General features: G+C 72.0%; 26 protein-coding genes. 15 read left to right on the top strand and 11 right to left on the bottom strand.

The genetic code is table 11. From position 1 onward, the window contains the following. Positions 1-20: 20 nt before the first annotated feature. Positions 21-767 carry an MBL fold metallo-hydrolase gene (locus ACWCQ1_RS02645; RefSeq protein WP_358602166.1) on the bottom strand — a complete coding sequence of 249 codons (747 nt, stop codon included), beginning with the start codon at positions 765-767 and terminating at the stop codon, positions 21-23. 169 nt (positions 768-936) lie between these two features. After that, the gene (locus tag ACWCQ1_RS02640; protein ID WP_358602169.1) at positions 937-1,563 is read right to left on the bottom strand and encodes an alpha-ketoglutarate-dependent dioxygenase AlkB; all 627 of its coding nucleotides are present in this window, start codon (positions 1,561-1,563) and stop codon (positions 937-939) included. Positions 1,564-1,725: 162 nt separating this feature from the next. On the opposite strand from ACWCQ1_RS02640, the gene ACWCQ1_RS02635 reads away from it, so the two are divergent. Continuing rightward, positions 1,726-2,358: a TetR/AcrR family transcriptional regulator gene (locus tag ACWCQ1_RS02635; RefSeq protein WP_451025686.1), complete on the top strand. Its 633-nt coding sequence runs from the start codon at positions 1,726-1,728 to the stop codon at positions 2,356-2,358. Between the two features lie 17 nt (positions 2,359-2,375). Beyond that, on the top strand, positions 2,376-4,046 hold the full coding sequence (locus tag ACWCQ1_RS02630) for an FAD-binding dehydrogenase (RefSeq protein WP_358602175.1): 1,671 nt from the start codon (positions 2,376-2,378) through the stop codon (positions 4,044-4,046). A 1-nt stretch (position 4,047) separates the two neighbouring features. Here the strand turns inward: ACWCQ1_RS02630 and ACWCQ1_RS02625 are convergent, their stop codons facing one another. Beyond that, positions 4,048-4,398, bottom strand: coding sequence for a DUF488 domain-containing protein (locus ACWCQ1_RS02625; RefSeq protein ID WP_133048710.1), 351 nt, complete (start codon positions 4,396-4,398; stop codon positions 4,048-4,050). A gap of 148 nt (positions 4,399-4,546) precedes the next feature. Between ACWCQ1_RS02625 and ACWCQ1_RS02620 the strand changes: the two genes are divergently transcribed. From ACWCQ1_RS02620 to ACWCQ1_RS02605, 4 genes are read left to right on the top strand one after another with little or no spacing between them, the layout of a single operon-like run. Then, positions 4,547-5,950, top strand: a complete 1,404-nt coding sequence (locus ACWCQ1_RS02620; RefSeq protein ID WP_358602178.1) for a M1 family metallopeptidase — start codon at positions 4,547-4,549, stop codon at positions 5,948-5,950. A gap of 47 nt (positions 5,951-5,997) precedes the next feature. After that, positions 5,998-6,756, top strand: a complete 759-nt coding sequence (locus ACWCQ1_RS02615; RefSeq protein ID WP_133048712.1) for a L,D-transpeptidase family protein — start codon at positions 5,998-6,000, stop codon at positions 6,754-6,756. Positions 6,757-6,774: 18 nt separating this feature from the next. Continuing rightward, entirely contained in the window at positions 6,775-7,473 is a 699-nt protein-coding gene (locus ACWCQ1_RS02610) for a response regulator transcription factor (protein ID WP_358602181.1), read from the top strand. Beyond that, positions 7,470-9,296 (top strand): sensor histidine kinase, encoded by a 1,827-nt coding sequence (locus tag ACWCQ1_RS02605; RefSeq protein WP_358602184.1) that lies wholly within the window; start codon positions 7,470-7,472, stop codon positions 9,294-9,296. The genes ACWCQ1_RS02610 and ACWCQ1_RS02605 overlap by 4 nt, the downstream gene beginning before the upstream one ends. Positions 9,297-9,436: 140 nt before the next feature. Here the strand turns inward: ACWCQ1_RS02605 and ACWCQ1_RS02600 are convergent, their stop codons facing one another. After that, positions 9,437-10,432 (bottom strand): zinc-binding dehydrogenase, encoded by a 996-nt coding sequence (locus ACWCQ1_RS02600; protein WP_133048715.1) that lies wholly within the window; start codon positions 10,430-10,432, stop codon positions 9,437-9,439. Between the two features lie 54 nt (positions 10,433-10,486). On the opposite strand from ACWCQ1_RS02600, the gene ACWCQ1_RS02595 reads away from it, so the two are divergent. After that, a complete protein-coding gene (locus ACWCQ1_RS02595) occupies positions 10,487-11,302 on the top strand; it encodes an AraC family transcriptional regulator (protein ID WP_451025685.1) in 816 nt (271 codons plus the stop codon). Between the two features lie 34 nt (positions 11,303-11,336). On the opposite strand, the gene ACWCQ1_RS02590 is transcribed toward ACWCQ1_RS02595, so the two are convergent. Both ACWCQ1_RS02590 and ACWCQ1_RS02585 read right to left on the bottom strand, forming a co-directional pair. Next, the gene (locus tag ACWCQ1_RS02590; RefSeq protein WP_133048717.1) at positions 11,337-11,594 is read right to left on the bottom strand and encodes a WhiB family transcriptional regulator; all 258 of its coding nucleotides are present in this window, start codon (positions 11,592-11,594) and stop codon (positions 11,337-11,339) included. Positions 11,595-11,704: 110 nt separating this feature from the next. Continuing rightward, positions 11,705-12,919, bottom strand: coding sequence for a saccharopine dehydrogenase family protein (locus ACWCQ1_RS02585; protein ID WP_451025684.1), 1,215 nt, complete (start codon positions 12,917-12,919; stop codon positions 11,705-11,707). Between the two features lie 101 nt (positions 12,920-13,020). Between ACWCQ1_RS02585 and ACWCQ1_RS02580 the strand changes: the two genes are divergently transcribed. Further along, positions 13,021-13,752, top strand: coding sequence for a TetR/AcrR family transcriptional regulator (locus ACWCQ1_RS02580; RefSeq protein WP_358602193.1), 732 nt, complete (start codon positions 13,021-13,023; stop codon positions 13,750-13,752). Here ACWCQ1_RS02580 and ACWCQ1_RS02575 read toward each other — a convergent pair. Continuing rightward, the gene (locus tag ACWCQ1_RS02575; protein ID WP_133048720.1) at positions 13,718-14,626 is read right to left on the bottom strand and encodes a LysR family transcriptional regulator ArgP; all 909 of its coding nucleotides are present in this window, start codon (positions 14,624-14,626) and stop codon (positions 13,718-13,720) included. The two genes, ACWCQ1_RS02580 and ACWCQ1_RS02575, sit on opposite strands and share 35 nt — an antisense overlap. A 66-nt stretch (positions 14,627-14,692) precedes the next feature. On the opposite strand from ACWCQ1_RS02575, the gene ACWCQ1_RS02570 reads away from it, so the two are divergent. Both ACWCQ1_RS02570 and ACWCQ1_RS02565 read left to right on the top strand, forming a co-directional pair. Beyond that, a complete protein-coding gene (locus ACWCQ1_RS02570; protein ID WP_133048721.1) occupies positions 14,693-15,310 on the top strand; it encodes a LysE/ArgO family amino acid transporter in 618 nt (205 codons plus the stop codon). Between the two features lie 71 nt (positions 15,311-15,381). Then, positions 15,382-16,713 (top strand): MFS transporter, encoded by a 1,332-nt coding sequence (locus ACWCQ1_RS02565; RefSeq protein WP_451025683.1) that lies wholly within the window; start codon positions 15,382-15,384, stop codon positions 16,711-16,713. Between the two features lie 287 nt (positions 16,714-17,000). On the opposite strand, the gene ACWCQ1_RS02560 is transcribed toward ACWCQ1_RS02565, so the two are convergent. The 3 genes from ACWCQ1_RS02560 to ACWCQ1_RS02550 form a co-directional block, all read right to left on the bottom strand. Then, positions 17,001-17,456 carry a cyclic nucleotide-binding domain-containing protein gene (locus ACWCQ1_RS02560; protein ID WP_133048723.1) on the bottom strand — a complete coding sequence of 152 codons (456 nt, stop codon included), beginning with the start codon at positions 17,454-17,456 and terminating at the stop codon, positions 17,001-17,003. A 266-nt stretch (positions 17,457-17,722) separates the two neighbouring features. Next, positions 17,723-19,198, bottom strand: coding sequence for an aminotransferase class I/II-fold pyridoxal phosphate-dependent enzyme (locus tag ACWCQ1_RS02555; RefSeq protein WP_451025682.1), 1,476 nt, complete (start codon positions 19,196-19,198; stop codon positions 17,723-17,725). Positions 19,199-19,244: 46 nt separating this feature from the next. Next, complete coding sequence (locus ACWCQ1_RS02550; protein WP_133048725.1) at positions 19,245-19,466, bottom strand: hypothetical protein; 222 nt, start codon at positions 19,464-19,466, stop codon at positions 19,245-19,247. A 262-nt stretch (positions 19,467-19,728) separates the two neighbouring features. On the opposite strand from ACWCQ1_RS02550, the gene ACWCQ1_RS02545 reads away from it, so the two are divergent. The 5 genes from ACWCQ1_RS02545 to ACWCQ1_RS02525 all read left to right on the top strand — a co-directional run bounded on the left by ACWCQ1_RS02545 (position 19,729) and on the right by ACWCQ1_RS02525 (position 22,986). Continuing rightward, positions 19,729-20,172 carry an ATP-binding protein gene (locus ACWCQ1_RS02545; RefSeq protein WP_133048726.1) on the top strand — a complete coding sequence of 148 codons (444 nt, stop codon included), beginning with the start codon at positions 19,729-19,731 and terminating at the stop codon, positions 20,170-20,172. A gap of 197 nt (positions 20,173-20,369) precedes the next feature. Further along, the gene (locus ACWCQ1_RS02540) at positions 20,370-21,230 is read left to right on the top strand and encodes a SigB/SigF/SigG family RNA polymerase sigma factor (protein ID WP_358602204.1); all 861 of its coding nucleotides are present in this window, start codon (positions 20,370-20,372) and stop codon (positions 21,228-21,230) included. Positions 21,231-21,271: 41 nt separating this feature from the next. Continuing rightward, positions 21,272-21,520: a DUF5133 domain-containing protein gene (locus ACWCQ1_RS02535; protein WP_133048728.1), complete on the top strand. Its 249-nt coding sequence runs from the start codon at positions 21,272-21,274 to the stop codon at positions 21,518-21,520. A 163-nt stretch (positions 21,521-21,683) separates the two neighbouring features. After that, positions 21,684-22,526 carry a DUF1206 domain-containing protein gene (locus ACWCQ1_RS02530; RefSeq protein WP_358602207.1) on the top strand — a complete coding sequence of 281 codons (843 nt, stop codon included), beginning with the start codon at positions 21,684-21,686 and terminating at the stop codon, positions 22,524-22,526. 28 nt (positions 22,527-22,554) lie between these two features. Continuing rightward, a complete protein-coding gene (locus ACWCQ1_RS02525; RefSeq protein WP_133048730.1) occupies positions 22,555-22,986 on the top strand; it encodes a hypothetical protein in 432 nt (143 codons plus the stop codon). A gap of 102 nt (positions 22,987-23,088) precedes the next feature. On the opposite strand, the gene ACWCQ1_RS02520 is transcribed toward ACWCQ1_RS02525, so the two are convergent. Further along, positions 23,089-25,332, bottom strand: a complete 2,244-nt coding sequence (locus tag ACWCQ1_RS02520) for an FUSC family protein (protein WP_451025681.1) — start codon at positions 25,330-25,332, stop codon at positions 23,089-23,091. Positions 25,333-25,412 lie beyond the last annotated feature (80 nt).

The raw sequence follows: 25,412 nt of genomic DNA, 5'->3' as shown, positions 1-25,412 counted from the left end.
CGGGTGATCCTGACCTCACCTTAAAGGGCGCGCTCCTTGGCCTGCAGGGCCGCTTCACGGACTGGACCGCGCAGTGCCGGGCCGTGCCCGGGCAGCAGCAGATCGCCGTCGAGGGCGGCGAGGACGTCCAGCGAGGCGACGGCCCGTGCCCGCTCGTGCTGGAACATGTCGGGCAGCAGCTGGGGGCCCTGGACGCGGGACGTGGGGTGGCCGGTGGCCAGGGCGTCCCCGGAGACGACCACGCCGAGATGCGGGAGATGGAAGGCCGTGTGTCCGTCGGTGTGCCCGGGGGTGTGCACCGGCACGGGACGGCCCGGCAGATCCAGCGGGCCCGTCGTGGGAAACGGCTCGGGAGCGGAGACCGGCACGTCGGCGGTGCCGCCGGAGCGCAGGGCGTGCAGCGCCCAGGGCAGAACGCCGGGGCGCCAGCCGTTGCGCGCGATCTGTCCGACGGTGACCTGGTGCAGGAACTCCCGGCGGGCGTGCGGCACTTCGGCCTCGTGCAGATAGACAGGCGTGTCGTAGGCGTCGCGCAGGAACTCCGCGGAGCCCAGGTGGTCGTTGTGGGCGTGGGTGATCAGTACGGCCGCGACCGCCTCCGGGGCGCTGCCCACCGCGGTGAGCGAGGCGAGGAGCTGCTCCCGGTCTCCGAGGTAGCCGGTGTCGACGAGGGTGACCTCGTCGCCCTCGCTGAGGATCACCCAGTTGGTGTCGCTGCCGTGCACCAGGTGAATGCCGTCGGTGACCTGCCGTACGTCCGCCCGCATGACCGCCCCGTGTCCGAAGTCCGTGCCCGACGCCCTCAGCAAAGCAGACCCCGGCCCGACCGGAACCGTCGGGTCCGCGCCAAAGTACGGTACGAAGGGGAAAGGCGGCCTCCGGCACCGTCCGCCGGAGGCCGCCCCCGCGTGCGCCGGAAACGGCCGCCTCTCCGCCTCAGCGCACGCCGTGCGGACGGAACTGGATGCTGATCCGGGGTCCCGTGGCCCGTGTGGTCTTCGGTACGCAGTGCTCCCAGGTGCGCTGGCAGGAGCCGCCCATCACAATGAGGTCGCCGTGCCCGAGCGGCCGGCGCACCGACTCGCCGCCGTGCATCGGACGCAGCAGCAGGTCCCGGGGCTCGCCGACCGAGAGGATGGCGACCATCGTGTCCTGCTGCGCGCCGCGCCCTGTCCGGTCGCCGTGCCAGGCCACGCTGTCCCGGCCGTCGCGGTAGTAGCACAGCCCGGCGGTGGTGAACGGCTCACCGAGTTCGTCGCCGTAGTGCACGCTGAGCGCGTCACGCGCCTCGTCCAGCACCGGGTGGGGCAGCGTGTCGTCCGCGCCGTAGAAGGCCAGCAACCGCGGTACGTCCACCACGTGGTCGTACATCTTGCGGCGCTCCGCCCGCCACGGCACCTCCCTGGCCAGCTGTTCGAACAGCTCGTCGGCGCCGGCCAGCCATCCGGGCAGCACGTCGATCCAGGCGCCGAGGCCGAGCCGCGTCCGGTCGATCCCGTCTAGGGGGCCGAGACGGAGCTGGTCGGTCTGGTCGAAGAGCGAGCCCTGGAGGTGCGTGGCCATGGCACCAGCGTACTACTGATTCGAAAACATGTTCCAACGAATTGCCGGCCGATCGCCGGCCGGTTGCGATCGCCGCCGTATGGGCGCCGGTCCCTGTCGTACGGGCGCTTTCGATACATCGGTGTATCGGATACATTCGTGTATCGAACGGGGAGGAGCGGCATGGTGACCGAGCAGGCGACACCCCGCGTGACCAGGCGCCGGGTACGGACGCGGGCGAACCTGCTGAACGCCGCGTTCGCCGTGTTCGCCGCCAAGGGCTTCGGAAGGGTCTCCATCGAGGAGGTCTGCGAGGCGGCCGGCTACAGCCGGGGGGCCTTCTACTCCAACTTCGACAGCCTGGACGAGCTGTTCTTCGCCCTCTACCGGCAGCGCGCCGACCTGATCGCCGAACAGGTCGCCGGCGCCCTCGCCCTGGACGGCCCCGACCTCGACGTGCCGGCCGCCGTGGACCGCGTCACCGAGGTGCTGCTGCTCGACCTGGACTGGCTGCTGGTGAAGACGGACTTCCTGGTGCACGCCGCCCGCGACCCCGGTGTGGCCCAGAGCCTGCTGGAGCACCGGGCGCGACTGCGCGGCGCGATCGCCGACCGGCTTTCACGGGCCCGCGGCCTGACCGAACTGCCCGCCGTGCTCGGGGACCTCGACGGCGCCGCGCACGCCGTGGTCGCCGCCTACGACGGCGTCACCACCCAACTGCTGCTGGACAAGGACGTCGAGGGCGCCCGGATCTGGCTGAAGCAACTGCTCACCGCGCTGCTGACCGACGGCAGCAACCCCCAACGAGCCCACTGAGAAAGGGAACGGACGCCATGGACGCGGACGTCATCGTCGTCGGAGCGGGCCTCGCGGGCCTGGTCGCCGCGCACGAACTCACCAGCCGGGGCCGCAGGGTCGCCCTGGTGGACCAGGAGAACGCCGCCAACCTCGGCGGCCAGGCCTTCTGGTCCTTCGGCGGGCTCTTCCTCGTCGACACCCCGGAGCAGCGCCGCCTCGGCGTCAAGGACTCCCTGGAGCTGGCCTGGAACGACTGGCAGGGCAGCGCACGGTTCGACCGCACGGACGACGAGGACTCCTGGGCGGTGCGCTGGGCCCGCGCCTACGTCGAGTGGGCGGCGGGGGAGAAGCGGGCCTGGCTGGAGGGGCACGGCATCAAGTTCCTGCCGACGGTCGGGTGGGCCGAGCGCGGTGACCTGCGCGCCGACGGACACGGCAACTCCGTGCCCCGCTTCCACGTCACCTGGGGCACCGGCACCGGGGTCGTCGAACCCTTCGTCACCTACGCCAAGCAGGCCGCACGCGACGGGCTGCTGACCTTCCACCACCGCCACCAGGTCGACGAACTGGTCATCGAGGACGGCACGGCGCGCGGGGTGCGCGGCACGGTCCTCGCCCCGGACGACGCCGCCCGCGGTGTCGCCTCCAACCGCGACCGCGTCGGCGACTTCGAGCTCACCGCCCGGGCCGTGGTGGTCACCACCGGCGGTATCGGCGCCAACCACGAGATCGTCCGCCGCTACTGGCCCGCGCGCCTGGGCACCCCTCCCGCCGAGATGGTCACCGGCGTGCCCGCCTACGTCGACGGCCGCATGCTCGACATCAGCGCCGAGGCGGGTGTGCGCCTGGTCAACCGCGACCGCATGTGGCACTACACCGAGGGCCTGCGCAACTGGGACCCGATCTGGCCCGGCCACGGCATCCGCATCCTGCCCGGCCCGTCCTCGATGTGGTTCGACGCCCTCGGCCGCCGTCTGCCCGACCCCTGTCTGCCGGGCTACGACACCCTCAACACGCTCAAGTACCTGCGCACCACCGAGGACATCGCGGGCCACGACCACTCCTGGTTCATCCTCACCCAGAAGATCATCGAGAAGGAGTTCGCCCTGTCGGGCTCCGAGCAGAACCCCGACATCACCGCCAAGGACAAGGCCGCGGTCCTGAAGAATCGTCTCGGCAAGGGCGCCCCGGGCCCGGTGGACGCGTTCCTGCGCAAGGGCGCCGACTTCGTGACCGCCCCCACGCTGGAGCAATTGGTGACGAAGATGAACGGGTTGACGGACAAGCCGCTGCTCGACTCGGCCGACCTGCGCCGCCAGATCGAGGCCCGAGACCTGCAGATCGCCAACCCCTACAGCAAGGACGCCCAGATCCAGGGCATCCGCAACGCGCGCCGCTACATCGGCGACCGGCTCGGCCGCGTCGCCACCCCGCACCGCATCCTGGACCCGGCCGCGGGCCCCCTCATCGGCGTCAAGCTCAACATCCTCACCCGCAAGACCCTCGGCGGCATCCAGACCGACCTCGACTCGCGCGCCCTCGGCATGGACGGCACCCCGATCGAGGGCCTGTACGCGGCCGGTGAGGTCGCCGGCTTCGGCGGCGGCGGCGTCCACGGCTACAACGCCCTGGAGGGCACCTTCCTCGGCGGCTGCCTCTTCTCCGGGCGGGCCGCCGGGCGGGCGGCGGCGAAGCAGACCGCCTGACTCAGGCGCCGAGGAGCCGCACCAGCACCGAGGCGTGGCTGTGCTCGGGGTCCTTCGACGCGGTCAGCAGGGTGACGGCCCCCTTGCGGGCCAACTGCCGTACATGATCGAGGAGTTCGGCGGCCTCCGGAGCGTCCAGCTCCGCCTCGTAACGGTCGCTGAACTCCTCGTACGAGCCCTCGCCCGCGTGATACCAGCGCCGCAGCTCGGTCGAGGGTGTGAGGCCCTTGGGCCACTCGTCCACATGCGCCGCGTCCTTGGACAGGCCGCGCGGCCACAGCCGGTCGACCAGCACCCGGACGCCGTCGTCCGGCTCGGGCGGTTCGTAGACACGACGTAGGCGAACGCTCACTTCGGGCCTCTCTCCGTGCGGGGATTCGAGCGTAATGCGCGGCTCTCGGGTGACGCTGCGTGACTTGGCCAAAAGGAGGAGGTGCACCGGTGGCCCGGCCCCCTAGCCTGGGCGCTTGATCATCGGCCACCCCCCTCAAGGAGCTCATGTGAGACCGTCCCGCCGACAGACCGTCGCCCGCACCGCCGTGCCTCTGACGATCCCCGTCGCCCTCGCGGCCCTGCTCGCCGGCAGCGGAACCGCCGTCGCCGCCACCGGCGGAGCGCCCGGCGCCGGCGACCCCTACTTCCCGCTCGCCGGCAACGGCGGCTACCACGTCGAGCACTACGGTCTGACGCTCCGTTACGACACTTCCACCCGCCACCTCGACGCCACCGCCGTCCTCACCGCCCGCGCCACCCAGCACCTGACCCGCTTCGACCTCGACCTCAAGGGCCTGAAGGTCACCGGCGTCAGCGTCGGCCACACCAGGGCCGGCTTCCGCCGCGACGGACAGGAACTCGTCGTCACCCCGCGCCGGGCCCTGCACAAGGGCGAGCAGTTCCGCGTCACCGTCACCTACCAGGGCACGCCCAAGCCCGTCACCGACCCCGACGGCTCGGCCGACGGCTGGATCCCCACCGACGACGGCGCCTTCGTGGCCGGCGAGCCGCAGGGCGCCATGACCTGGTTCCCGGCGAACAGCCACCCCAAGGACAAGTCGTCGTACGACATCACGATCACCGTCCCCCAGGGCCGTACCGCCGTCTCCAACGGCCGCCTGCTCTCCCGGCGCACCGCGCACGGACGGACCACGTTCCACTGGCGCCAGAGCGAGCCCATGGCCGCCTACCTCGCCACGGCGACCGTCGGCAAGTTCAAGGTGGAGCAGTACACCACCCGGGACGGCGTCCGCGTCTACAACGCCGTCGACCCGCGGGAGGCCTCCGCCGCCGCGCCCGTGCTGAAGAAGCTGCCCTCCGTGCTGGAGTGGGAGAGCAAGCTCTTCGGGCCCTACCCGTTCCGCAACGCCGGTTCCATCGTCGACAAGGCCGACGTCGGCTACGCGCTGGAGACCCAGTCGCGGCCCCTGTACGACTCGGCGCCCGACCTGAGCACCCTCGTCCACGAGAACGCCCACCAGTGGTTCGGTGACTCCGTCTCCCTCACCTCCTGGAAGGACATCTGGCTCAACGAGGGCTTCGCGACCTACGCCGAGTGGCTCTACAGCGAGCAGCACGGCGGCGACAGCGCACAGAAGACCTTCGACTCCCTCTACGCCCGCCCCGCGAGCGACGGCCTGTGGGCCTTCCCGCCCGGCAACCCCGGCAGCGGCAAGAACATCTTCGGCACCCCCGTCTACGCCCGCGGCGCCATGACCCTGCACGTACTGCGCAAGGCCGTCGGCGATCCGGTCTTCTTCCGCATCCTGCGCGCCTGGGCCGGTGACCACCGGGGCGGCCACGGCACGACCGCGCAGTTCGTGCGGCTGGCCGAACGGGAGTCCGGCAAGATCCTCCACCCCCTGTTCACCTCCTGGCTCTACACTCCCGGGAAGCCGAACAGCGCCTGAAAGCTGACGAGTTCCTCACATGTGTGAGTCACAGTCGTTCCGTGATCATGAATAAACCCCGTGTCGCCCTGCTCGCCGCCTCCCTGCTCCTGACGGGATGCGGCGGCGGGGCCGTGGCGTCGCCGGGCCATCCCTCGGGTCCGGCGGCGGCCGGGCCGAGCGCGCCCGACATCAGCCCCTTGACCTCGCCCTCGCCCCAGCTGTCCGTCGAGGCCGCCCCGCTGCAACTGCCCGGCCTCGGCCCGAGGATGCTCGCCCGGATACCCGGCGACACCCGCCAGGCCGTCGTCGTGACCGGCAAGGGCGAGAACTCCGCGGACTCCACGGTGGTGTTGTACGAGCGGACGGCGACCGGCTGGCAGGCCGGCGCGAGCTGGCCCGCGCACAACGCCCTCAAGGGCTGGTCCGGCCACCACATGAGCGGCGATCTGCGCTCACCCGTCGGCGTGTTCGGCCTCACCGACGCCGGCGGACTCCTGAAGAACCCCGGCAGCAAACTGCCGTACCACCGCTCCAGGGGGTTCGTCGCACCCGGCACGGGCTTCGAGGGAGAACCCCTCGAGGGGTCCTTCGACTACGTTGTCGCGATCAACTACAACCGCGAGCCCGGCACCTCGCCCCTGGACTGGACCCGCCCGCTCGGCTCCGGCCGGGGTGGCGGCATATGGTTCCACGTCGACCACTCAGGCCCCACCCACGGCTGCGTCAGCATCTCCGCCGAGCACATGAAGGATCTGCTGCGCGCGCTCGACCCCGCCCTCCACCCCGTCGTCGTCATGGGCGACGCGGCGTCCCTGGCCCGCTGACCGCTTAGGATCCGCCGCGTGTGCGCACATGTACTGGTCGCCGAGGACGACGAGATGCAGGCCGAACTCATACGCCGCTCCCTGCTGGCCGAGGGCCACACGGCCACCGTGGTCCACGACGGTGCGGCCGCGCTGGAGGCCGCGAAGAGACTCGCTCCCGACCTGGTCGTCCTCGATCTGATGCTGCCGGTCATCGACGGCTTCGGGGTGTGCCGGGTGCTGCGCGGCGGGGACCAGGACGTGCCGGTCGTCATGCTGACCGCGCGGTCCGCGGAGGACGACGTGCTGCTCGGCCTCGAACTGGGCGCCGACGACTACATGACCAAGCCCTACAGCCCGCGCGAGCTGATGGCCCGCATCCGCACGGTGCTGCGGCGCAGCGGCCGGGCAGTCGGCGTACGGGAGGATCCCGTGGTCCGCGCGGCCGGGCTGTCGGTCGATCCGGAGCGGTACGAGGTGCGCTGCGACGGCGAACCGGTGGAGTGCACGCCCGCCGAGTTCCAGATCCTGCTCGCCATGGCGGCGGAGCCCGAACGGGTCTTCAGCCGACGGCAGTTGCTGCAGTGCACCCGCGGCTTCGACCGGGCCTCCACCGAACGAGCCGTCGACGTCCACATCATGAACCTGCGCAAGAAGATCGAGGCCGACCCGAAGCGCCCGGTGCGTCTGCTGACCGTGTTCGGCGTGGGCTACAAGCTCAGCGGCGGCCGCCCGTGAAGCGACGCATACCGCTGCGCAAACGGCTCCTGGTCCGGCTGCTGTTCGCGTCGGCGCTCATCGCGGTGTGCTCGGTGGCCGCGACCACGTGGCTGGCGGTGGAGACCACCACCCGCGCGCTGCGCGAGGAACAGGGCCAGGACCTCGCCGACGACCTGCGCATCCTGGCCAGGCTCAGCGGGTACGCGGCCACCCATCCCGACTGGAAGGGCGTGCAGCCCCTCGTCACCGAGCTCGCCGAGCGGACCGGGCGGCGCATCGCCCTGACCACCACCGCCCGCGACCTCATCGCCGACTCCGCCCGCAAGGGCACCGCGCTGCCCCTCGGCGCCGCCGCCACCGTCGATCCGCTGCACACCGACACCTACACCCAGCCCGGCGCGCAGCTCAGCGGCGTCGATCCGCGCGCCGTGGGCCCCTACCGGATCACGGCGAACGAACGGTCCCGGCTGGACGCGCTCGCCGAGAAACTGCGCACCTGCTCCTCCCGGTTCGGCGTCGACATCAGGATCGAGCACACCCCGAGCGGCCGTCCCGTCCTGTTGAACTCGGACGGCAGCGACGGGACGGACACGCTGGCCCAGGACTGCGGCTACTGGATGAACGAGCCCGTGCCCACGGAGAAGGCGGCGATGAAGGAGCTGACCCAAGCCGCGCGCACCTGCCTGCGGAACAACGACCAGAGCCTGCGCGAACCGCTGCACCTCTACCTCAACCCGTCCGCCAGGAACCCGCTGAGCCGGTACGTCATCGCCGACAAGTCCCCCGAGGCGGGCACCGAACAGGCCGCAAAGACCGCACAGACCTGTGCCGACTCCGCCCTGCGCGCCCAACTCGACCCGTACGTCGCCCCCGTGGCCGACCTGTATCTCGGCGGCGACGACACCACTCCACCCCGCTTCGACATGTCCCCGGCCAACAAGGCGAAGATCATCGGGGTCGTGGGCCTGGTGCTCGCCGTGACGGTCGCGGTGACGGCGGTCGTCGCCACCCGGCTCGTACGGCCGCTGCGCGCGCTGACCGAGGCGGCCCAGCAGCCACCGGACCTGCACGTCAGGGTGCCGGTCACCACCCGGGACGAGACCGGCATCCTGGCGGAGGCCTTCAACGACCTGACCGAGCGGCGGGAACGCATCGAGGCACAGCGCAAGGCGATGGTCAGCGACATCGCGCACGAACTGCGCAGCCCGCTCACCAACATCCGCGGCTGGCTGGAGGTCACCCGCGACGGTGTGGTCGACCCCGACCCGGCACTGCTCGGCTCCCTGCACGAGGAGGCGATGGTGCTGCAACGCGTCATCGACGACCTGCAGGACCTCGCGGCCGCCGACGCGGGCACCCTGCGTCTGCATCCCGAGCCGGTCCGCGCCGACGACCTGCTCGACCAGGTCGCGGCCGCGCACCGCGTCGCCGCGACCGGGGCCGGAGTCACCCTGCGCACCGAGACCGACGGCTCCCCATGGCTGGACGCCGATCCGGTGCGGATGCGGCAGGCGCTGGGCAACCTGGTCTCCAACGCCCTGCGGCACACCCCGGCCGACGGCACGGTCACCCTGGCGGCGCGCCGGGACGGCGACGAGGTCGTCTTCACGGTCGGCGACACCGGCACGGGCATCGCCCCGCAGGACCTGCCGCACGTCTTCGAGCGCTTCTGGCGCGCCGAGAAGTCCCGCAGCCGCCGCACCGGCGGCAGCGGCCTGGGCCTGCCGATCGTCCGCCACCTGGTCACCGCCCACGGCGGCACGATCACCGCGGCGAGCGAACCGGGCACCGGGGCGGTGTTCACGATCCGACTGCCGGGCAGCGGGGCGCCGCAGGAGTAAGGGGCCCGGTGCTCCATCGCGCCCATGAATGTCCAGCACGTCCAGCAGCCGCGTTCCGTGCCGGCCTCGCGCAGCGCGCCCAGCAACGGCCCCGTCGACTCGGCCGTCAGGCCGCGGCCGGGGCACCCTGCGCCGCCGATTCACCGGGGCACGACGATCACCTTCCCCGTCGCCTCGTCGTTCTCCATGTACCGGTGGGCGGCGACGATGTCGTCGAGAGCGAAGACGCGGTCGACGTTGGGCCGGTAGACGCCGGCCTCCACCTCGCGGACGATCCGTCGCAGGACGTCCACGCCCGCGCCTCCCTTGTAGTTGTCGCTGTGGAAGGCGGTGAGCCTGGTGCCGGACGGGATCATCGCCACCGGTTCGAAGTCCGGGATCAGCCATCCGCTGAGCGTGCCCGTCATGCACACCGTGCCGCCCCGCCGGACCAGGCGCAGCGAGTCCACCGCCGTGCTCGTTCCGACGAGGTCGAGAACGTGGTCGGGACCCTCGGGCCAGATCGCGTGCACCTGTGGCCCCAGCGGACCGCCCTCGTCGACGAGCACGTGGTCCACACCGGCCGCGGTCAGTGCCTCGACCTTGCTCTGCCGCCGGGTCGTGGCCGCGGTCTCGAGACCGTACCCGGAGGCGATCGACGCGGCCGCCATCCCGACCGACGACGTGCCGCCCCGGATCAGCAAGCGTCCCCGGTCGCCCGGCGCGATCCCCAGTGCGTCCAGTGAGCCCTGGGCGGTCAGATACGTCTCGGGCAGGGCGGCCAGGACCTCCCTGGGCAGTGTGGTGGTGAGGGGCATGAGCAGGGAGTTGGGCAGCAGCGCGTACTCGGCGTAGCCGCCGTCGAAGTCGCGGCCCATCTCGCCCATGACCGCGGCGACGGTCGTGCCTTCCGGCAGCGCGGGATCGGTCGAGGCCGCCACGACTCCCACGCACTCGATTCCCAGCACCCGGGGAAACCGCACGCTCGGCGAATGCCCCTGACGGGTCCTGAGCTCGGACCGGTTCAGACCCGCGCCCAGCACGCGCACCAGACTCCAGCCCTCCCGGACCGCCGGTACCGGCAGCTCACGGATCTCCAGCACCTCGGGGCCGCCTGCCCGGACACACACGGCCGCTCGCATCGTCGTACTCAGCATGGGTCCACTGTCGCCACCGGGCCCTCTGACCGGCCACCGGTAGAATGCCAACCCATGCCCATCGGCCGCCACGTTCCCGGGACCGGCCCGACATCACGCCTCTGGCCGTCGGGAGGGGCGCACCAGTGGCCGTCGGGCGGTACCAGCTCGGCGCACGCCCACCACCGTGGCCATCTGGTCTACGCGGCCCGCGGCGTCCTGTCGGTGCACACCGAGCGGGGCACGGCGGTCGTTCCCGCCAACCGCGTCGCCTGGACGCCCGCGGGGTTCACCCACCACCACCGCGCGCACGGCGACACGGACATGCGGATCGTCTTCCTGCCCGCCTCCCTGTCCCGGCTCGTCCCCGACCGTCCGGCCGTGTTCCTGGCCTCGGACCTGGCCCGCGAACTCCTGCTCGCGCTCACGGGCACGCGGGAGTACGACCGCGCGGCACAGGCCCGCCTGCGCCGCGTCCTCGTCGACGAACTCCATGAGGCCCATGAGCAGCCCCTGCAGTTGCCGCAGCCGCGCGACGACCGGCTGCGGGCCGTCGCCCGGATCCTGTACGACAACCCCGGGGACACCACCCCGCTGGCCGAACTGGGGCGCGCGACCGGAGCCAGTGCCCGTACGCTCAGCCGGCTCTTCCACGACGAGCTCGGCATGACCTTCTACGAGTGGCGCACCCAGCTGCGCGTCCATCACGCGCTCGTCCTGCTCGCCGACGGCCACGGCGTCACCCACGTCTCCCACGCCTGCGGATGGTCCAACCCCAGCGGCTTCATCGCGGCCTTCACCGCCGTCGTCGGCACCACACCCGGCCGCCACGCGGCCGCGTCGGGGCCCGGACACACGTCGGGGACGCGCTCAAGATCGTTTCCGCCTTGAGCGCGTCCACCGTCCCTGCGGGTACCGGCCGCTCCTACGCGCCACCCCGGCGGGCCGCGGCGCGGCGGCGGCGTTGCAGGGCCCGCCGTTCCATCTCTCCGGTGCCGCCCCACACGCCCAGGATCTCTCCATGGTCCAGTGCCCATTCCAGGCACTCGTCCCTCACCGGGCAGCGGGCGCACACCGCCTTCGCCTGTTCGGTCTGCAACAACGCGGGGCCTGAGGTGCCGATCGGGAAGAAGAGCTCGGGATCCTCGTTGCGGCACGCGGCCTGGTCTCGCCAGTAGTCCATCAATAGTCACCTGCGATCGAAGTCGTACGTGCCCTCGCGAATGGCTTACTCGTTTTCGGGTGACCTGTCGATGCGGGAGTAAAACAAGGGGAATCGCGGAGAAACGGTGTTCATTGCTCGCGCACGCCCCAAGGGGTGCCGTAGGCGGTGAGCAGGTCGAGGAACGGGCCGGCCGGGAAGGCCTCCGGACCGAGGACGCCGGAGCCCGACCAGGCGCCGGTGGCGAGGAGTTCGAGGGCGACGAGCGGATTGACGGCGGTCTGCCACGCCACCGCCTGGCTGCCGTACTCCTTCATGGACCACTGGTTGTCGACGACGTGGTAGAGGTACACCTCGCGCGGCGCGCCGTCCTTGGTGCCGCGCACCCAGGTGCCGGCGCAGGTCTTGCCGTGCATCCGCTCGCCGAGGGTGGCCGGGTCGGGCAGACACGCGGCGACCACGTCCCGGGGCGAGACCGCCACCGGTCCGGACGCGCTGGGCACGGTCACCGGGGCGGTACTGTCCAGGCCGAGCAGGTGCAGCGTCCTGAGGGTGTCGATGAACTCGCTGCCGAGCCCGTACTTGAAGGTCACCCGGCGGGCGTCCACCCAGCGCGGCACGAGCAGCACCTCCTCGTGCTCCACGTTCACGCACTCCACGGGGCCGATGCCCTCGGGGAAGTCGAACACCTCGGGCTCGCTGAACGGCTCGGTGGTGAACCAGCCGCGGTCGGCCTCGTAGACGACGGGCGGGTTGAGGCACTCCTCGATGGTGGTCCAGATGCTGAAGGAGGGGGCGAAGTCGTAGCCGTCGACGGTGAGGTTGGCGCCGTCCCGGATGCCGATCTCCTCGATCTCGTCGAAGAGTTCGTCCGCGGCGTACCGGGCGAAGACGTCCGACAGGCCCGGCTCCACGCCCATGCCGACCAGCGCCAGCGCGCCCGCCTTCTCCCATTCCTCGGCGCGTGCGAACTGGTCGTCGCCCAGCTTGACCCCGCACCGTGCGTACGGCTGCTCGGGGTGCGGGTGGGAGAGGGACATGGCCATGTCGAGGTAGGTGGCGCCGGCCGTGCGGGCCGCCTGGAACAGGGGCATCACGAAGCGCGGGTCGGTGGCGTTGAGGAGCACGTCGCAGCGGTGCCGGCGCAGCAGGTCCACGACCGCCGGCTCGTCGCCCGCGTCCACGCGCTCGGCGGTGAAGCGGTCGTCATCGAGGGCCGCGACCGCCGCCTCGGCCCGTGCTGGGTCGTAGTCGGCGACGACCATCGCGTCGAAGAAGGAACGCCGGGCCGCGATCCGGGTGACGGCGGTGCCGACACCGCCGGCGCCCACGAGCAGTACACGCATGGCAGAACTCCCTGTGCGGGGGTGGGTGACATGGGGCCCCGCTGGAGATGGAACGCCCTGCGCTCCCGTAAGGTCAATGGCGTTGGCATAAGGAGGTCGCGGTGCCCAAACCGGTGGTGCCCGAGGAGCGGCGGCGCAGGCGCCGGCCCACCAAGAGCGGTACGGTGCTGTCGGAGCGGCTGATCGTCGAGACGGCGCTGCGGATGCTGCGCGAGCACGGCAGCGCGGGTCTGACCGCCCGCCGTCTCGGTCTGGCGCTGGACGCCGACCCGAGCACGCTGTACCGCTACTTCCGCGGCATGGACGACCTGACGCTCGCCATCGGCGACGCGCTGATCGGCCAGGCCCTCGACGGCTGGCGGCCGACGGGGGAGTGGCGGGCGGACCTGCGCGCGGTCGGACTGCGCATCCACGCCGCGTACATCGCCCATCCCCAGGCCGCGCTGCTGACCACGAACCGGGTCACCGGCCGGGCGAACGAACTCGCCGCCGACGAGGCCGTCCTGGACGTGCTGCGCACGGCCGGGTTCCCGCTCGCCGACACCGTGCGCGTCTACCACGCCTTCATCGACCAGACGCTGGCCTTCGCCGCCCTGGACGCGGCCTCTCTCACCCTGCCCAGCGCGGCCCTGCGCGCCGACGAGGAGATGTGGCGCTCGACCTACGCCCGCCTGCCGCGCACCACGCACCCGCGCATCGCCGAGGCCGCACCCCTGCTCGCGACCCGCATGGTCCACAGCGCGTACCCGACGGCGCTGGAGATGCTGCTGGACAGCGCGGCCGCACGACTGGCCTCGCTCAGCCGCGCAGCGCCTGCTGAGCCGCCCGCGTGACCGCGTCGGCGACCGCGGCGAGGGCGGGGGAGTCGAGCTTCCACTGCTGCCAGTAGAGGGGGACGTCGAGGGCGAGCTCCGGGTCGAGGCGGACCAGGCGCCCGGCCCGCAGCAGGGGTTCGGCCTGCACCTCGGGTACGAGTCCCCAGCCGAGGCCCGCCGCGACGGACTCGGCGAAACCCTCCGACGTGGGCACGAAGTGCCGTACCGGACTCGCGGCGCCGCCGCCACGGCGCAGCCGGCGGACGAAGGCGTCCTGCAGGTCGTCGCTGCGGTCGAAGGCGACGGTGGGAGCCGTGGCGAGCACCTCGCGCAGCGGGCCGTCGAGATGCTCGCGGGCGAAGTCCGGGTTGGCCGCGGGAACGTAGCGCATCCGGCCCAGCGCGCGCACCGAGCAGCCCGTCACGGGCTCGGACGAGGACGTCACCGCGGCCATCACGGCGCCCTCGCGCAGCAGCGAGGCGGTGCGGGTCTCGTCCTCGCGGCGCAGCTCGAAGCAGAGCAGGGGCTCGTGCCGTACCGCGGTGAGGGCGGGGAGGAGCCAGGTGGCGAGGGAGTCGGCGTTCACCGCGATCGACACCCGGGTCGGCTCGCCGGCCCCGCTCATGCCGAGCTCGGCGCGGGCGTCGCGCTCCAGCCGGGCCAGCTGGCGGGCGAAGCGCACCACGACCTCGCCCGACTCGGTCGGCCGTACCGGCTTGGTACGCATCAGCAGCACCCGGCCGGTGCGCTGTTCCAGTGCCTTCACCCGCTGGCTGACCGCCGACGGCGTCACATGCAGCGCGGCGGCCGCCGCGTCGAAGGTGCCCTCGTCGACCACGGCGAGGAGGGTGCGGACCTGGTCGAGGGGGAGTTCGGTCAGCTCGGTCTTCACATCGGCTAATGATACGTAAGAATCTTTAGCTGTACGTGGAGTGATCGTCTCCGTAGCGTCGATGTCATGACCAACGCCCTGACCGCCGCGGCCGCCGGATTCGGCACCGGCCTCTCGCTCATCGTCGCCATCGGCGCCCAGAACGCCTTCGTCCTGCGCCAGGGGATCCGCCGTGACGCGGTGCTCGCCGTGGTCGGCATCTGCGCCCTGTCCGACGCCCTGCTCATCGCCCTCGGCGTCGGCGGGGTCGGCGCGGTGGTGGTGGCGTATCCGCGGGCGCTGACGGCGGTCGGCTGGATCGGCGGCGGCTTCCTGCTGTGCTACGGCGCCCTCGCCGGCCGCAGGGTGCTGCGGCCGGCCGGGGACTCGCTGCGCGCCGAGGGCGAGGCGACCCGCTCGCGTCGGCGGGCGGTGGTGACCTGTCTGGCGCTGACCTGGCTCAACCCGCACGTCTACCTGGACACCGTGTTCCTGCTCGGCTCGGTCGCCGCGCACCGCGGCGAACTGCGCTGGACCTTCGGCCTCGGAGCGGCCCTCGCCAGCCTGTGCTGGTTCGCCGCCCTCGGCTTCGGCGGTCGTCTGCTCGGCCGCTTCCTGGCCAGGCCGTCCGCCTGGCGGGTGCTGGACGGGCTGGTCGCCGCGACGATGATCACACTCGGCGGCATGCTCGTGGCCCGTGCCTGATGTCCGAGGGCTGAGATCGCGCGTCCCCAACTTCCCGGCGTTGCTGCGATAGTGGGGCCCGGCCCCGAAAGATGTATCGAGCAACCAGGACACCCGTGGACACGAGCGAGAGCAGCACCGAACCTCAGCCACAGGCCCCCGCCACAGAAGAGGCGGGGGCCCCTCCCGGACGTGGCTGGCGCCGCTGGGCGATGGACACCCGCCCGCTGCGCGTCCCGGCCTACCGGCGCCTGTGGTCCTCGACGATCGTCACCGCGGTCGGCAGCCAGCTCACCGCGGTCGCCGTGCCCAAGCAGATCTACGACATCACCGGCTCCTCGGCCTGGGTCGGCGCCGCCAGCCTCGCCGGACTGCTGCCGCTGATCGTGTTCGCGCTGTGGGGCGGCGCGGTCGCCGACACCATGGACCGCCGCAAGCTGCTGCTGATCACCAACATCGGCATCGCGGTGACCTCCCTGCTGTTCTGGCTGCAGGCCGTCGGAAGTCTCGAGTCGGTGTGGGTGCTGATGGTGCTGCTCGCGATGCAGCAGGCGTTCTGGGGCCTGAACGCCCCGGCCCGCAACGCCTCCATCGCCCGGCTGGTGCCCGAGGAGCAGCTGCCCGCGGCCAACGCGCTCGGCTCCACCGTCATGCAGACCGGCCAGGTCGTGGGTCCGCTGCTGGCCGGCGTCCTGATACCCGTCATCGGCCTGCCCGAGCTGTATCTGATCGACGCCCTCGCCCTGTGCGTCACCGTCTGGGCGGTCTACCGGCTGCCCGCACTGCCGCCCCTGGCCGGCACCGCGGTGCGCCGGGCGGGCGTACGGCAGATCGCGGAGGGCTTCCGCTACATCTCCCGGCACAAGGTGCTGCTGCTGTCCTTCCTCGCCGACATCATCGCGATGGTCTTCGGCATGCCCCGCGCCCTGTTCCCGCAACTGGCCGCGCAGACCTACGACTCCTACGGCGAGGGTCTCGCCCTCGGCCTGCTCTTCGCGGCCATCCCCATCGGCGCCGTGCTCGGCGGACTGTTCTCCGGCACCTTTTCCCGGGCCCGCCGGCACGGTTGGATGGTCATCGGCGCGGTCGTCGCCTGGGGGCTGGCGATCGCCGGGTTCGGGCTCAGCGGGAACCTGTGGATCGCGGCGGGCTTCCTGGCCGTGGCCGGACTCGCCGACATGGTCTCCATGGTCTTCCGCGGGGCGATCCTGCTGTCCGCCGCCACCGACGAGATGCGCGGCCGGATGCAGGGCGTCTTCACCGTCGTCGTCGCGGGCGGCCCCCGACTGGCCGACGTCCTGCACGGCACCGCGGGCTCCGCTTTCGGCCCGCGTGCCGCGGTCACGGGCGGCGGCTTGTTGGTCGTCGCCGTGATGCTGGCCCTCACCGCGGCGGTACCGGCCCTGCGCCGCTACCGGATCTAGGACCCGCCGTTCGGATCAGGTTTGCGGCGAGGAGGGCGGCGCCTTGCGGAGAGGCCGGTGCGGTCATGGATGTGCGCGCCGGATCCCCAGCCACCGGGATGATCCATGACGGGCCTCGGCCGCCGAGGGCCGCTCCTCGACGCGCGGGGCCCGGAGCGTGGCGCCGGCCGGCCGATCCGAGCGGACCGTCGGCGCGCGGGTGTCGGCGGCTGCGGTGCGGCGAGGCATCTCTCCCCACGCGTGCCGGGGCCTGAGGAGCTGAGCCAACCGGCGGTGCCGTCGTGAAACTACAGACCGCCGCGCCGGTGTGTCGCGTACTGCTCCATCAGCCTGCCCCGGGTCATCTCCAGACGGTGGGCGAGGATCTCGGCGACGCTGCGCACCAGCACGATGCCCAGCGGCGGATCCTCCTCGCACAGCCGCAGCACCTGCGCCGCGTCGAACTCGTAGGCCCGCACCGGGCTGAAGGCCTCGGCGCCGAAGTCCCACTCGTGCGGCGGGAACAGCCACGACCAGCCGAGCAGATCGCCCGCGCCCAGACTGGCCACGGTGACCCGCTGCAGCGAGTTGACCCGCTGGTCCAGGGTGACCGCCCCCGAGCGGATCACCCAGAAGCGGTCGGCCCGGCCGCCCGCCTCGAAGATCCGGGTGTCCTCCGCGAAGGAGACCTCCTTCGCCAGCGCCATCAGACGCTGGCGCTGGGGCGGAGGGAGGGCGGTCAGCAGCTTGATCGCTTTGGTCATGGCACGGGGCTCCTCGCCGGCGTGGGTTGAGGTGTTTCCCTAAGCCCATTTCAGCCGCTCCCGGTCCGCTGAGCACCTCGGCGGACGGCAGTTCCGGTGAAGAAGTCCCGCGCATGAAAAAGCCCTGGCTGGACGGGGGAGGCCAGCCAGGGCCGTTCGCGGTGATGCCGGAGGACGGATACGGTCGACCCCGCCACCACGTATGAATGAACGGTAAACCATCAAGGGGCGCTACGCGTAGCGAAAAGCGGGTTGCGTGACCGGTTTCACTCCGCGGGCTCGTTTCCGGCCGCCACGACCCTGATCGTCCTGAGTTCCGGATCGCTGGGATCGGGCAGGTTCATGCCCGCCTCCAGACCCGTGCGCAGATACCGCAGCACCGGCTCGGTGAGCCGTTCGCCGGGCAGAACGGCCGGAATCCCGGGCGGATACGGCGTGATCATCTCCGCCGCGATCCGGCCCGCCGCCCGGCCGGCCGGCACGTCCTCGGCGGGACCGAAGAAGGCGTCCCGCGGCAACTGCGCCTGCACCATGCGCAGTTCGGCGGGCGAGGGTACGTCCACCCGTGGCGCGCGCGGAAGTTCCGGTGCCGCCTGCGCGAGATCCTTGAGCCCGGTCAGCAGCGCGCCGGTCGTCTCCCGGTCGTCGGCGTGGGTGATCTGGGCGCCGATACGGCGGTGGTCGTTGAGGTGCATGTCCAGCCGCCGGTGCTCGCGCAGCCAGTCGGCGGCCTGGTAGCCGGTGATCCCGAGACCCGTGACATCGATGACGCACGGCAGCGGGTCGAAGTCGTCGGCCAGGCCCTCACCGCAGAAGTCGTCCCGGTCGTTGACGTGCAGGCCGTCGATCTCCTCGATCGCCGCCCGCACCTCGGCGGCCAGGTCCAGCGCCCCGCCCATCTGCAGCACCATCTGGCGCCGCCAGCCGTCCATCCCGGCGTACAGCAGCACCGACGGGCTGGTGGTGCCCAGCAGGTCGGCACGCGTCTTCAGCAACTGCGGCGGCACCAGGTCCCCGCGCAGATGGAACACCGAGCCCTGTTCGAGGCCGCTGCCCATCTTGTGGATGCTGGTCACGCAGATGTCGGCGCCCGCGTCCATCGCCCAGGACGGCAGACCGGGATGGAAGGGCAGATGGGCGCCCCAGGCCTCGTCCACGATCAGCGGCAGTGAACGGCGGTGACAGACCTCGGCGATCGCCCGCAGGTCCGCACAGGCTCCGTACGGCGTGGGACTGACGACCAGGGCGCCCTTGGCGTCGGGATGCTCCTCGAAGGCCTGCTCGAAGCGTTCGGCGGACGGGGCGTGCGCCAGATGCCGCTCGGCGTCCCAGCGGGGCTCCACCCACACCGGCTCGATGCCGGACAGGACCAGCCCGGACACCACCGACTTGTGGGCGTCCCGGCCGATCAGCAGCTTCTCGTGCGGGCCGGCGACGGCCAGCATGGCGGCCTTGACCGACAGCGAGCTGCCGCAGGTGGTGAAGAACGTGTGCTCGGCGTCCACCGCGTCCGCCATCAGCTCCTCGGCCCGCTCCAGCACCCGCCCCCGGGTGAGCCGGTCGTCCAGCCCGCCCGAGGCCAGGACGTCACCGAGGAACACGGCGTCGCCCAGCAGCTCGCGCACGGCGGGGTCGGCGCCACGGGCCTGTTTGTGTCCGGGCGGGGAGAAGGCCAACTGCCCCTGGCGATGGAAGTCGGCCAGGGCTTCCAGGACGGGTGCGCGGTTGTGATCGGCTGACATGCGCGCCGGGTGCCCCGGGGGGTGGACGTCAATCGAGCCGCAGGGATCAGCCCTGCTCGGAGTGGGTGCCGGGGGTGACGATCTCGTCCAGCACCCTGATCACCGTCTCGTACGCCAGCGTCCGTACGACGGCCTCGCTCGCGGGGTCCGGTTCGCCCGCCCCGAGGCCGTCGGCGCGCTCCCGCCAGGACTGCGCCTCCTCCTGTGCGCAGGCCCGGGCGCGCTGGAGGCGGCGCAGCAGTTCGTCTGAGTCCACGACATCGCTCATGACGGCCGGGTACCCGCGATCTCCGGGAGAAGACCGGTGCGCACCGGCCCGACACGAGAGGTTTGGCCGGGCTTGCGGCGGTGAGCCGATAGGAGAGACCTGCGGTGCTCACGCTTTGCGACGGGACGCCGCCGCCGTCGGCCGGGACCTCGCCGTGGCCCAGAAGCAGCCTGCGCCCGTGCGGCGCCGTGGGGCGGCCAGGACCCAGCCGCTGCCTCGTCGATCACCAGCCAGTTCGTTCTTCCGACAGGGAGTCATGGCGATGTGCGAGAAGCACGCGACCGATACCGTCATCGAGCCGTCGGGCGCGCGGGGCACCGGCCCGACGCGTCTGTGCCGCCCGGCCGACGCCCGCAGGGCCGTGGAGAGGGTGGTTGCCGAACGCTGCCGGGTCACCCATACGCACTGGGATCCCGACGCCCTGGGGGACGCGCTGCTCGTCGCCTCGGAACTCGCCACCAACGCCATGCTGCACGGCGGCGGCGTCACCGACTTCCGCGTCGACGTCTCCGGGCCCTGTCTGTGCGTCTCGGTGAGCGACCGCAGTGCCGAGCTGCCGGTGGCCAGGCCTCCCGTGGACGCCCGGGGACGGCGCCGGCCCGGTGGCCTGGGCTGGCCCATCGTGTGCCGGCTGGCCCGCGATGTGCGGGTGTCCGAGCTGCCCGCCGGAGGCAAGTGCATCACCGCGTTGGTGGCGCTTCCCTGAGGACCGCGGACGAAGCGGAGCGAAGAGTTTCGGGGAAGCGGAGTTTGTACCCACCACCTAGGGGCAGACGGAGTTTCGTGCTTCGGACCGGAGGCGCGCCAGCGGGAGCGGTATGGCTGGCCGGACCTTCAGTCGGTCCGGGTGGCGACCTTTCCCGCGGTATGTCCCTGAAACCCCCAGTTCGGGAGCGAATCCGCATGCTCATCGACACCTCGACCAGCCGTCCCGGCACGCAGACCACCCAGGCCCCGTCCAGCAGGCGGCGGCACGACGACGCCCCCGACACGGCCGACCTCTTCGCCCGGCTGGCGAATCTGGAGGACGGACCGGAACGCGACGCGATCCGCGACCAGCTCGTCAAGGCCTGGCTGCCCATGGCCCACCGCATCGCCGGCCGCTTCCGCGACCGGGGCGAGTCGGTGGAGGACCTGAGGCAGGTCGCGGCCCTCGGACTGGTCAAGGCCATCGACCGTTTCGCCCCCGAGCGGGGCGCCTTCGAAAGCTACGCCGTCCCCACCATCACCGGCGAGGTCAAGCGGCACTTCCGGGACCGTATGTGGGCGCTGCGCGTGCCCCGCAGGGTGCAGGAACTGCGCAACAAGGTGCGGATCGCGCGCCGTGAGCTGACCCAGACCCCCGGTACCCCCGAGCCGTCGGTCGCCGCCCTCGCCGCCCACACCGGGCTCACCGAAGAGGAAGTGAGCTGCGGCCTGGAGGCCCTGGAGAGCTTCAGCACCCTGTCGCTGGACGCCGAGCTCTCCGGTGACGACGACGGCTACAGCCTCGCCGACACGCTCGGGGCGACGGAGTCCTCCTTCGACACCGTGATCGACCGCGAGTCCGCCAAGGAAGGACTGCGCCGCCTGCCCGAACGCGAACGGGCCATTCTCTACATGCGCTTCTTCGAGGACATGACGCAAAGCCGGATCGCCGACCAGTTGGGCATCTCCCAGATGCACGTCTCCCGCCTCATCAGCCGCAGCTGCGCCCAGGTGCGCGCCGAGGCGATGGGCCAGCGCGGCCGACGGGGCACCGACGGGCGGTCGACCGCGGTCTGAGCCGAGCCGAGCGATTACCGATTCGAGGAGGAACGGAAACCATGCTGATCCCTCATCCGGCCTTTCTGCGCAAACTCGTCGAGGAGTACGAGTCGCTGCGGGCCGAGGAGGCCGAGACCGGCACGGGCCGGGTCAGCCCGCGCGCCCAGGACGTGGCGTACACGCTGTGCGTGTCGACCGGTACCCGTGACGTCAGACACGCCCTGGAGACGGCCCACCGGCTGCTGGCGGCGGCGGACCCGGCGCACTCGCCGTCGAAGACGAAGACCGCCGCCCCCCTGGCCGACTGACCTCACGCACCAGTCCGCGACGGCTGTGCCCGGAAGCGCATCGAGCCCGCTTCCGGGCACAGCCGTGTCCGGTGCCGGCGCCGGGTCCCGACTGGCGCGATCGCACGGGTTGCGGCCGGTGTCGGGGCCCGAAGCCGGGGCATTCGCACGACGGGAGGTTCACATGAACGCGAGTGCTATGTCACATACCACCCGCATGCAGGCCGAACGTGCGGCCCGCGGCTCGGTGACCGAGGGCGCCGCCCGTGCCGGGCTCACCGCCCGGGGGGTGATCTATCTGCTGGTCGGCGTCATCGCGCTGCAGATCGCCTTCGGCGACACGGACCAACAGGCGGACCGCGGCGGCGCGGTCGGCGAGCTGGCCCGACAGCCCTTCGGAGCCGTCCTGCTCTGGGCACTGGGCCTGGGCCTGGTCGGCATGGCGCTGTGGCGGCTGTCGGAGGCCGTCTTCGGCTCGGTCGGCAAGGACGGCCGCAGCGCGCGCAAGCGGCTGATCGCGGCGGCCCGGTGCGTCTTCTACGCGTTCGTCGCCTACTCGGTGCTCCGGTTCGCGGCCGGCCCGCACGGCGGCAGCGGCGGAGGTTCCAGCGACGAGCAGTCCCGTGACATCACCGCGCGGGTCCTGCAACTGCCCGCCGGGCAGTGGCTGGTGGGCATCGCGGGTGCCGGCGTCATCGTGGCGGGCGTCTGGGTCGGGGCCCGGGCCGTACGGCGGGACTACCGCCGTCAGCTCAAGCTCACGCAGATGGCTCCCTGGGCGCGCCGGCTGGTGGACGTGACCGGCGTGGGCGGCGGAGCGGCGCGCGGCCTGGTCTTCGCCGCGGCGGGCGTCTTCGCGGTGCGTGCCGCCGTCGACTACAAGCCCGACCGGGCCAAGGGACTGGACGACACCCTGCGCTCGTTCGCCGCCACGCCGCTCGGCCCGTGGCTGCTGGTCTGCGTGGCGACCGGCCTGGTCCTGTTCGGTCTGTTCTCGTTCGCGCTGGCGCGCTGGCGCCGGGTCTGACGCGGGAGGAAGGGGGAACACGATGGGGATGAACGAACCCGAGTTTCCACCCGAGCACCGGCCCGTCGACATGTATCTCGGCCTCCTGCGCACCCGGATGGACACGGAGGACTACCTTCAGCTGCTTGACGTGGTCCAGCCGATCCTGCGGGCGATCGAGGAGCAGCGTCTGCCCGAACTCGACTTCGCGCTCGACGGTGAACGCACCGACGGTCTGTCCCAGGAGGTCCGCGACGAGGCGGCCCTGGTCATCGCCGCCGCGGTCACCGGCAGACTGGACAACGAGGTCGTCGAGATCAACCTGGACGAGACCGGCCCGGTCCGCGTGATCACCGACGCGGACACCGCCTCCGACCCCACCCGCCTCGGCGAGATCGCCGACTACATCCGGGAGCGGCACCGCCAGAACGAGGAGCTGCGCGGCATCGCCGAGGTCAGCGGCCTGCCCACGGACTTCTGACGGACCGGTGGTATGTGACATAGCACTGAGGCCGGTGGTATGTGACGTAGCACTGAGGCCGGTGGTATGTGACATAGCACTGGGCGCTCCAGGCCGTCACCGTCATCGCTTCGGCTCCGCCACCGGCACCTGCAGCGGTCGGGCCAGGCCCACCACCGCCTCGTCCAGCCGCTGCAGATGCCGCAGCACCCGGTCGGTGATCCGGCCGTAGCGCGACCCGTCGGCCAGCTCCGACTCCAGCAGCGCGGCGATGCTCGCGCCCGTCTCGACCTCGACGTCCGCCCGCTCGTCCGCGACCCGCGCGGCGATCGCGTCGATGTTGCGCAGCAGGCGCCGCCCCGCCCGGCGCAGCCGGGGATCGGCGGCGATGGACGGATGGGTGGGCAGCAGTTCGGCCATCGCGGCCAGCGACCGCGCGTGATACGCGCAGGTCTCCAGCAGCGCGACCACGTACCGGGCGGTGTCGCGCCGGGCCCGCATCGGGGTCACCGGGTGGGTCAGCGGCTGCGTGGCGGCCCTCAGGTCCGCCAGCGCCTGGTCCAGGTCCCGCGCCTTGTCCAGCAGTTCGTCCGGCGGCCCGCCGCTGAGCTGCTCCACGGCCGCCTCGGTGACCTCTCCGAGCCGCTCCAGCACCGTCTCCAGCAGGTCGTTGGTACGGCGGTCGGTGTGCACCGGCAGCACGAACGCCGCCGCGATGATCCCGCAGGCCGCGCCCAGCGCCGTCTCCTCCACCCGCAGCACCAGCACCGACAGGCTGTAGGTGTGCAGCAGCGTGTAGAGCAGTCCCAGCGCCGCCGTCACGAAGAACGACATCAGCGTGTACGACAGCGGCGCCGTGTAGAACATCGCGAACACGCACAGCAGCACCAGCGCGAACGCCGTCCAGGTGTGGTGGCCGACCAGCGCGGCGAGCAGCAGTCCCGCGATCACGCCGAGCACGGTGCCCACCAGCCGCCGGTAGCCCTTGACCAGGATCTCGCCCGTGGACGCGGTGTTGATGAACACGATCCAGCAGGTAAGCACCGCCCAGTACCAGCGCTGACTGGAGAGGAACTCGCCGCCCACGATGGCCAGGGACGAGCCCACCGCGACCTGCACCGCGGCCCGGGTGGTCGGCCGCCGCAGCCCCGTCGACGCGTCCTCGGCGCTCTCCTCGCCTCCGTCGATCGCGGCGTCCTCGGCGTCCAGTTCCTCACGGGAGCGCGCGGCGGACGGGCTGTCGTCCGACTCGTCCTGCGGCCCGTCCAGCGCGATCCTGAGGCCCAGCACGGCGCGGGCGCACTCGCCGATGCCGCGGAAGACGTCCTGCACGGCGGGGGAGGCCTTGGGCAGGTTCTCCTCGTCCCGGTAGCCGAGCAGCCGGTTGCGCAGCTGGACCAGTCCGGCGCCGGGGTGCGCGGAGACCGGCCGCAGCACCAGCGCACGCAGCGCCTGCAGATCGCGGCGCAGGGTCTCGGTCGCCTCGTCCCGTACGGGCAGCCGGCCGCTCTCGGGGAGGGGCGCGCCCGGCAGGTGCAGGGTCAGGGTGTCCGCCCGCTCGGCGCTGCGCGCGGTGAGCAGCAGCAGACCGAGGCGCTCGGCGGCGATCTCGGCGTCGGCGATGCGCCGCTGCACCAGCCGGGCCACGGCCTCGTCCGAGGTGCCGTCCTCCAGCCGTCCCTGGATCATCATGGCCGTGTCGTGCAGCCGGGCGGTGCCCTCGCGGGTGGCCTGCAGGGCTTTGTCGATGTCGTCGGGGCCGGCGTCCAGCAGCTCCAGCTGCGCGGACACCAGCTGGGCCAGCCGGGCCCGGAAGGCGTCCCGCAGCCGCTCCAGGATCCCGGCGGGCGTCTCGCGCACCAGGCCGAAGCGCATGACCGCACTGGCCGCGAAGGCGACCACGACGACGCCGTACAGCTGCGGCAGCGCGGAGACGGTGGCGCCGACGAACAGGGACATGAAGTAGACCTGGAAGCCGACCAGGCCCAGCGCGGTGCCCCGGTCGCCGAACCTGCGGGCGTACACGGCGCAGAAGATGAGCGCGACGAAGAAGACGTCACCGGCGATCACCCGGGAGTGCAGCAACGCGCCCAGGGACACGGAGACCAGGGCCACCGGAAGCCCGAGGGCGAGGGTGACGGCCTGCGGGCCGGGCTGTTTCTCGCGGATGGCGAAGGTGGCCACCATCGCCGCGATGGCCCCGCCGACCAGATGGGGCACATCGGCGTGCAGCAGGGTGAGCACGGCCAGCGTCAGGGCGATCGCGCCCATCGTCCGCAGCCCGGCGGTCAGGCGCAGCAGCCCGGGGTCGGAGGCCGCCACGAGATCCCGCAGCCGTACCCTGACCGACCCTCGCGCTGCCCTCACGCCGCCGTACTCACTCCCCGCTTCACGTCATGATCCGCGACCCAGCATGACATGACGGGCGCGGACCGCTCGCACCCGCC

The organism is Streptomyces sp. NPDC002144 (assembly GCF_053593695.1).
The sequence above is the reverse complement of the archived record's forward strand: the minus strand, read 5'-3'. Positions and strand labels throughout refer to the sequence as shown.

Coding starts and splice junctions, on each gene's coding strand:
- ACWCQ1_RS02645 (WP_358602166.1), bottom strand. CDS start 767: ATGCGGGCGGACGTACGGCAGGTCACCGACGGCATTCACCTGGTGCAC.
- ACWCQ1_RS02640 (WP_358602169.1), bottom strand. CDS start 1,563: ATGGCCACGCACCTCCAGGGCTCGCTCTTCGACCAGACCGACCAGCTC.
- ACWCQ1_RS02635 (WP_451025686.1), top strand. CDS start 1,726: ATGGTGACCGAGCAGGCGACACCCCGCGTGACCAGGCGCCGGGTACGG.
- ACWCQ1_RS02630 (WP_358602175.1), top strand. CDS start 2,376: ATGGACGCGGACGTCATCGTCGTCGGAGCGGGCCTCGCGGGCCTGGTC.
- ACWCQ1_RS02615 (WP_133048712.1), top strand. CDS start 5,998: ATGAATAAACCCCGTGTCGCCCTGCTCGCCGCCTCCCTGCTCCTGACG.
- ACWCQ1_RS02600 (WP_133048715.1), bottom strand. CDS start 10,432: ATGCTGAGTACGACGATGCGAGCGGCCGTGTGTGTCCGGGCAGGCGGC.
- ACWCQ1_RS02595 (WP_451025685.1), top strand. CDS start 10,487: ATGCCCATCGGCCGCCACGTTCCCGGGACCGGCCCGACATCACGCCTC.
- ACWCQ1_RS02590 (WP_133048717.1), bottom strand. CDS start 11,594: ATGGACTACTGGCGAGACCAGGCCGCGTGCCGCAACGAGGATCCCGAG.
- ACWCQ1_RS02585 (WP_451025684.1), bottom strand. CDS start 12,919: ATGCGTGTACTGCTCGTGGGCGCCGGCGGTGTCGGCACCGCCGTCACC.
- ACWCQ1_RS02570 (WP_133048721.1), top strand. CDS start 14,693: ATGACCAACGCCCTGACCGCCGCGGCCGCCGGATTCGGCACCGGCCTC.
- ACWCQ1_RS02565 (WP_451025683.1), top strand. CDS start 15,382: ATGTATCGAGCAACCAGGACACCCGTGGACACGAGCGAGAGCAGCACC.
- ACWCQ1_RS02560 (WP_133048723.1), bottom strand. CDS start 17,456: ATGACCAAAGCGATCAAGCTGCTGACCGCCCTCCCTCCGCCCCAGCGC.
- ACWCQ1_RS02555 (WP_451025682.1), bottom strand. CDS start 19,198: ATGTCAGCCGATCACAACCGCGCACCCGTCCTGGAAGCCCTGGCCGAC.
- ACWCQ1_RS02550 (WP_133048725.1), bottom strand. CDS start 19,466: ATGAGCGATGTCGTGGACTCAGACGAACTGCTGCGCCGCCTCCAGCGC.
- ACWCQ1_RS02545 (WP_133048726.1), top strand. CDS start 19,729: ATGTGCGAGAAGCACGCGACCGATACCGTCATCGAGCCGTCGGGCGCG.
- ACWCQ1_RS02540 (WP_358602204.1), top strand. CDS start 20,370: ATGCTCATCGACACCTCGACCAGCCGTCCCGGCACGCAGACCACCCAG.
- ACWCQ1_RS02535 (WP_133048728.1), top strand. CDS start 21,272: ATGCTGATCCCTCATCCGGCCTTTCTGCGCAAACTCGTCGAGGAGTAC.
- ACWCQ1_RS02530 (WP_358602207.1), top strand. CDS start 21,684: ATGAACGCGAGTGCTATGTCACATACCACCCGCATGCAGGCCGAACGT.
- ACWCQ1_RS02525 (WP_133048730.1), top strand. CDS start 22,555: ATGAACGAACCCGAGTTTCCACCCGAGCACCGGCCCGTCGACATGTAT.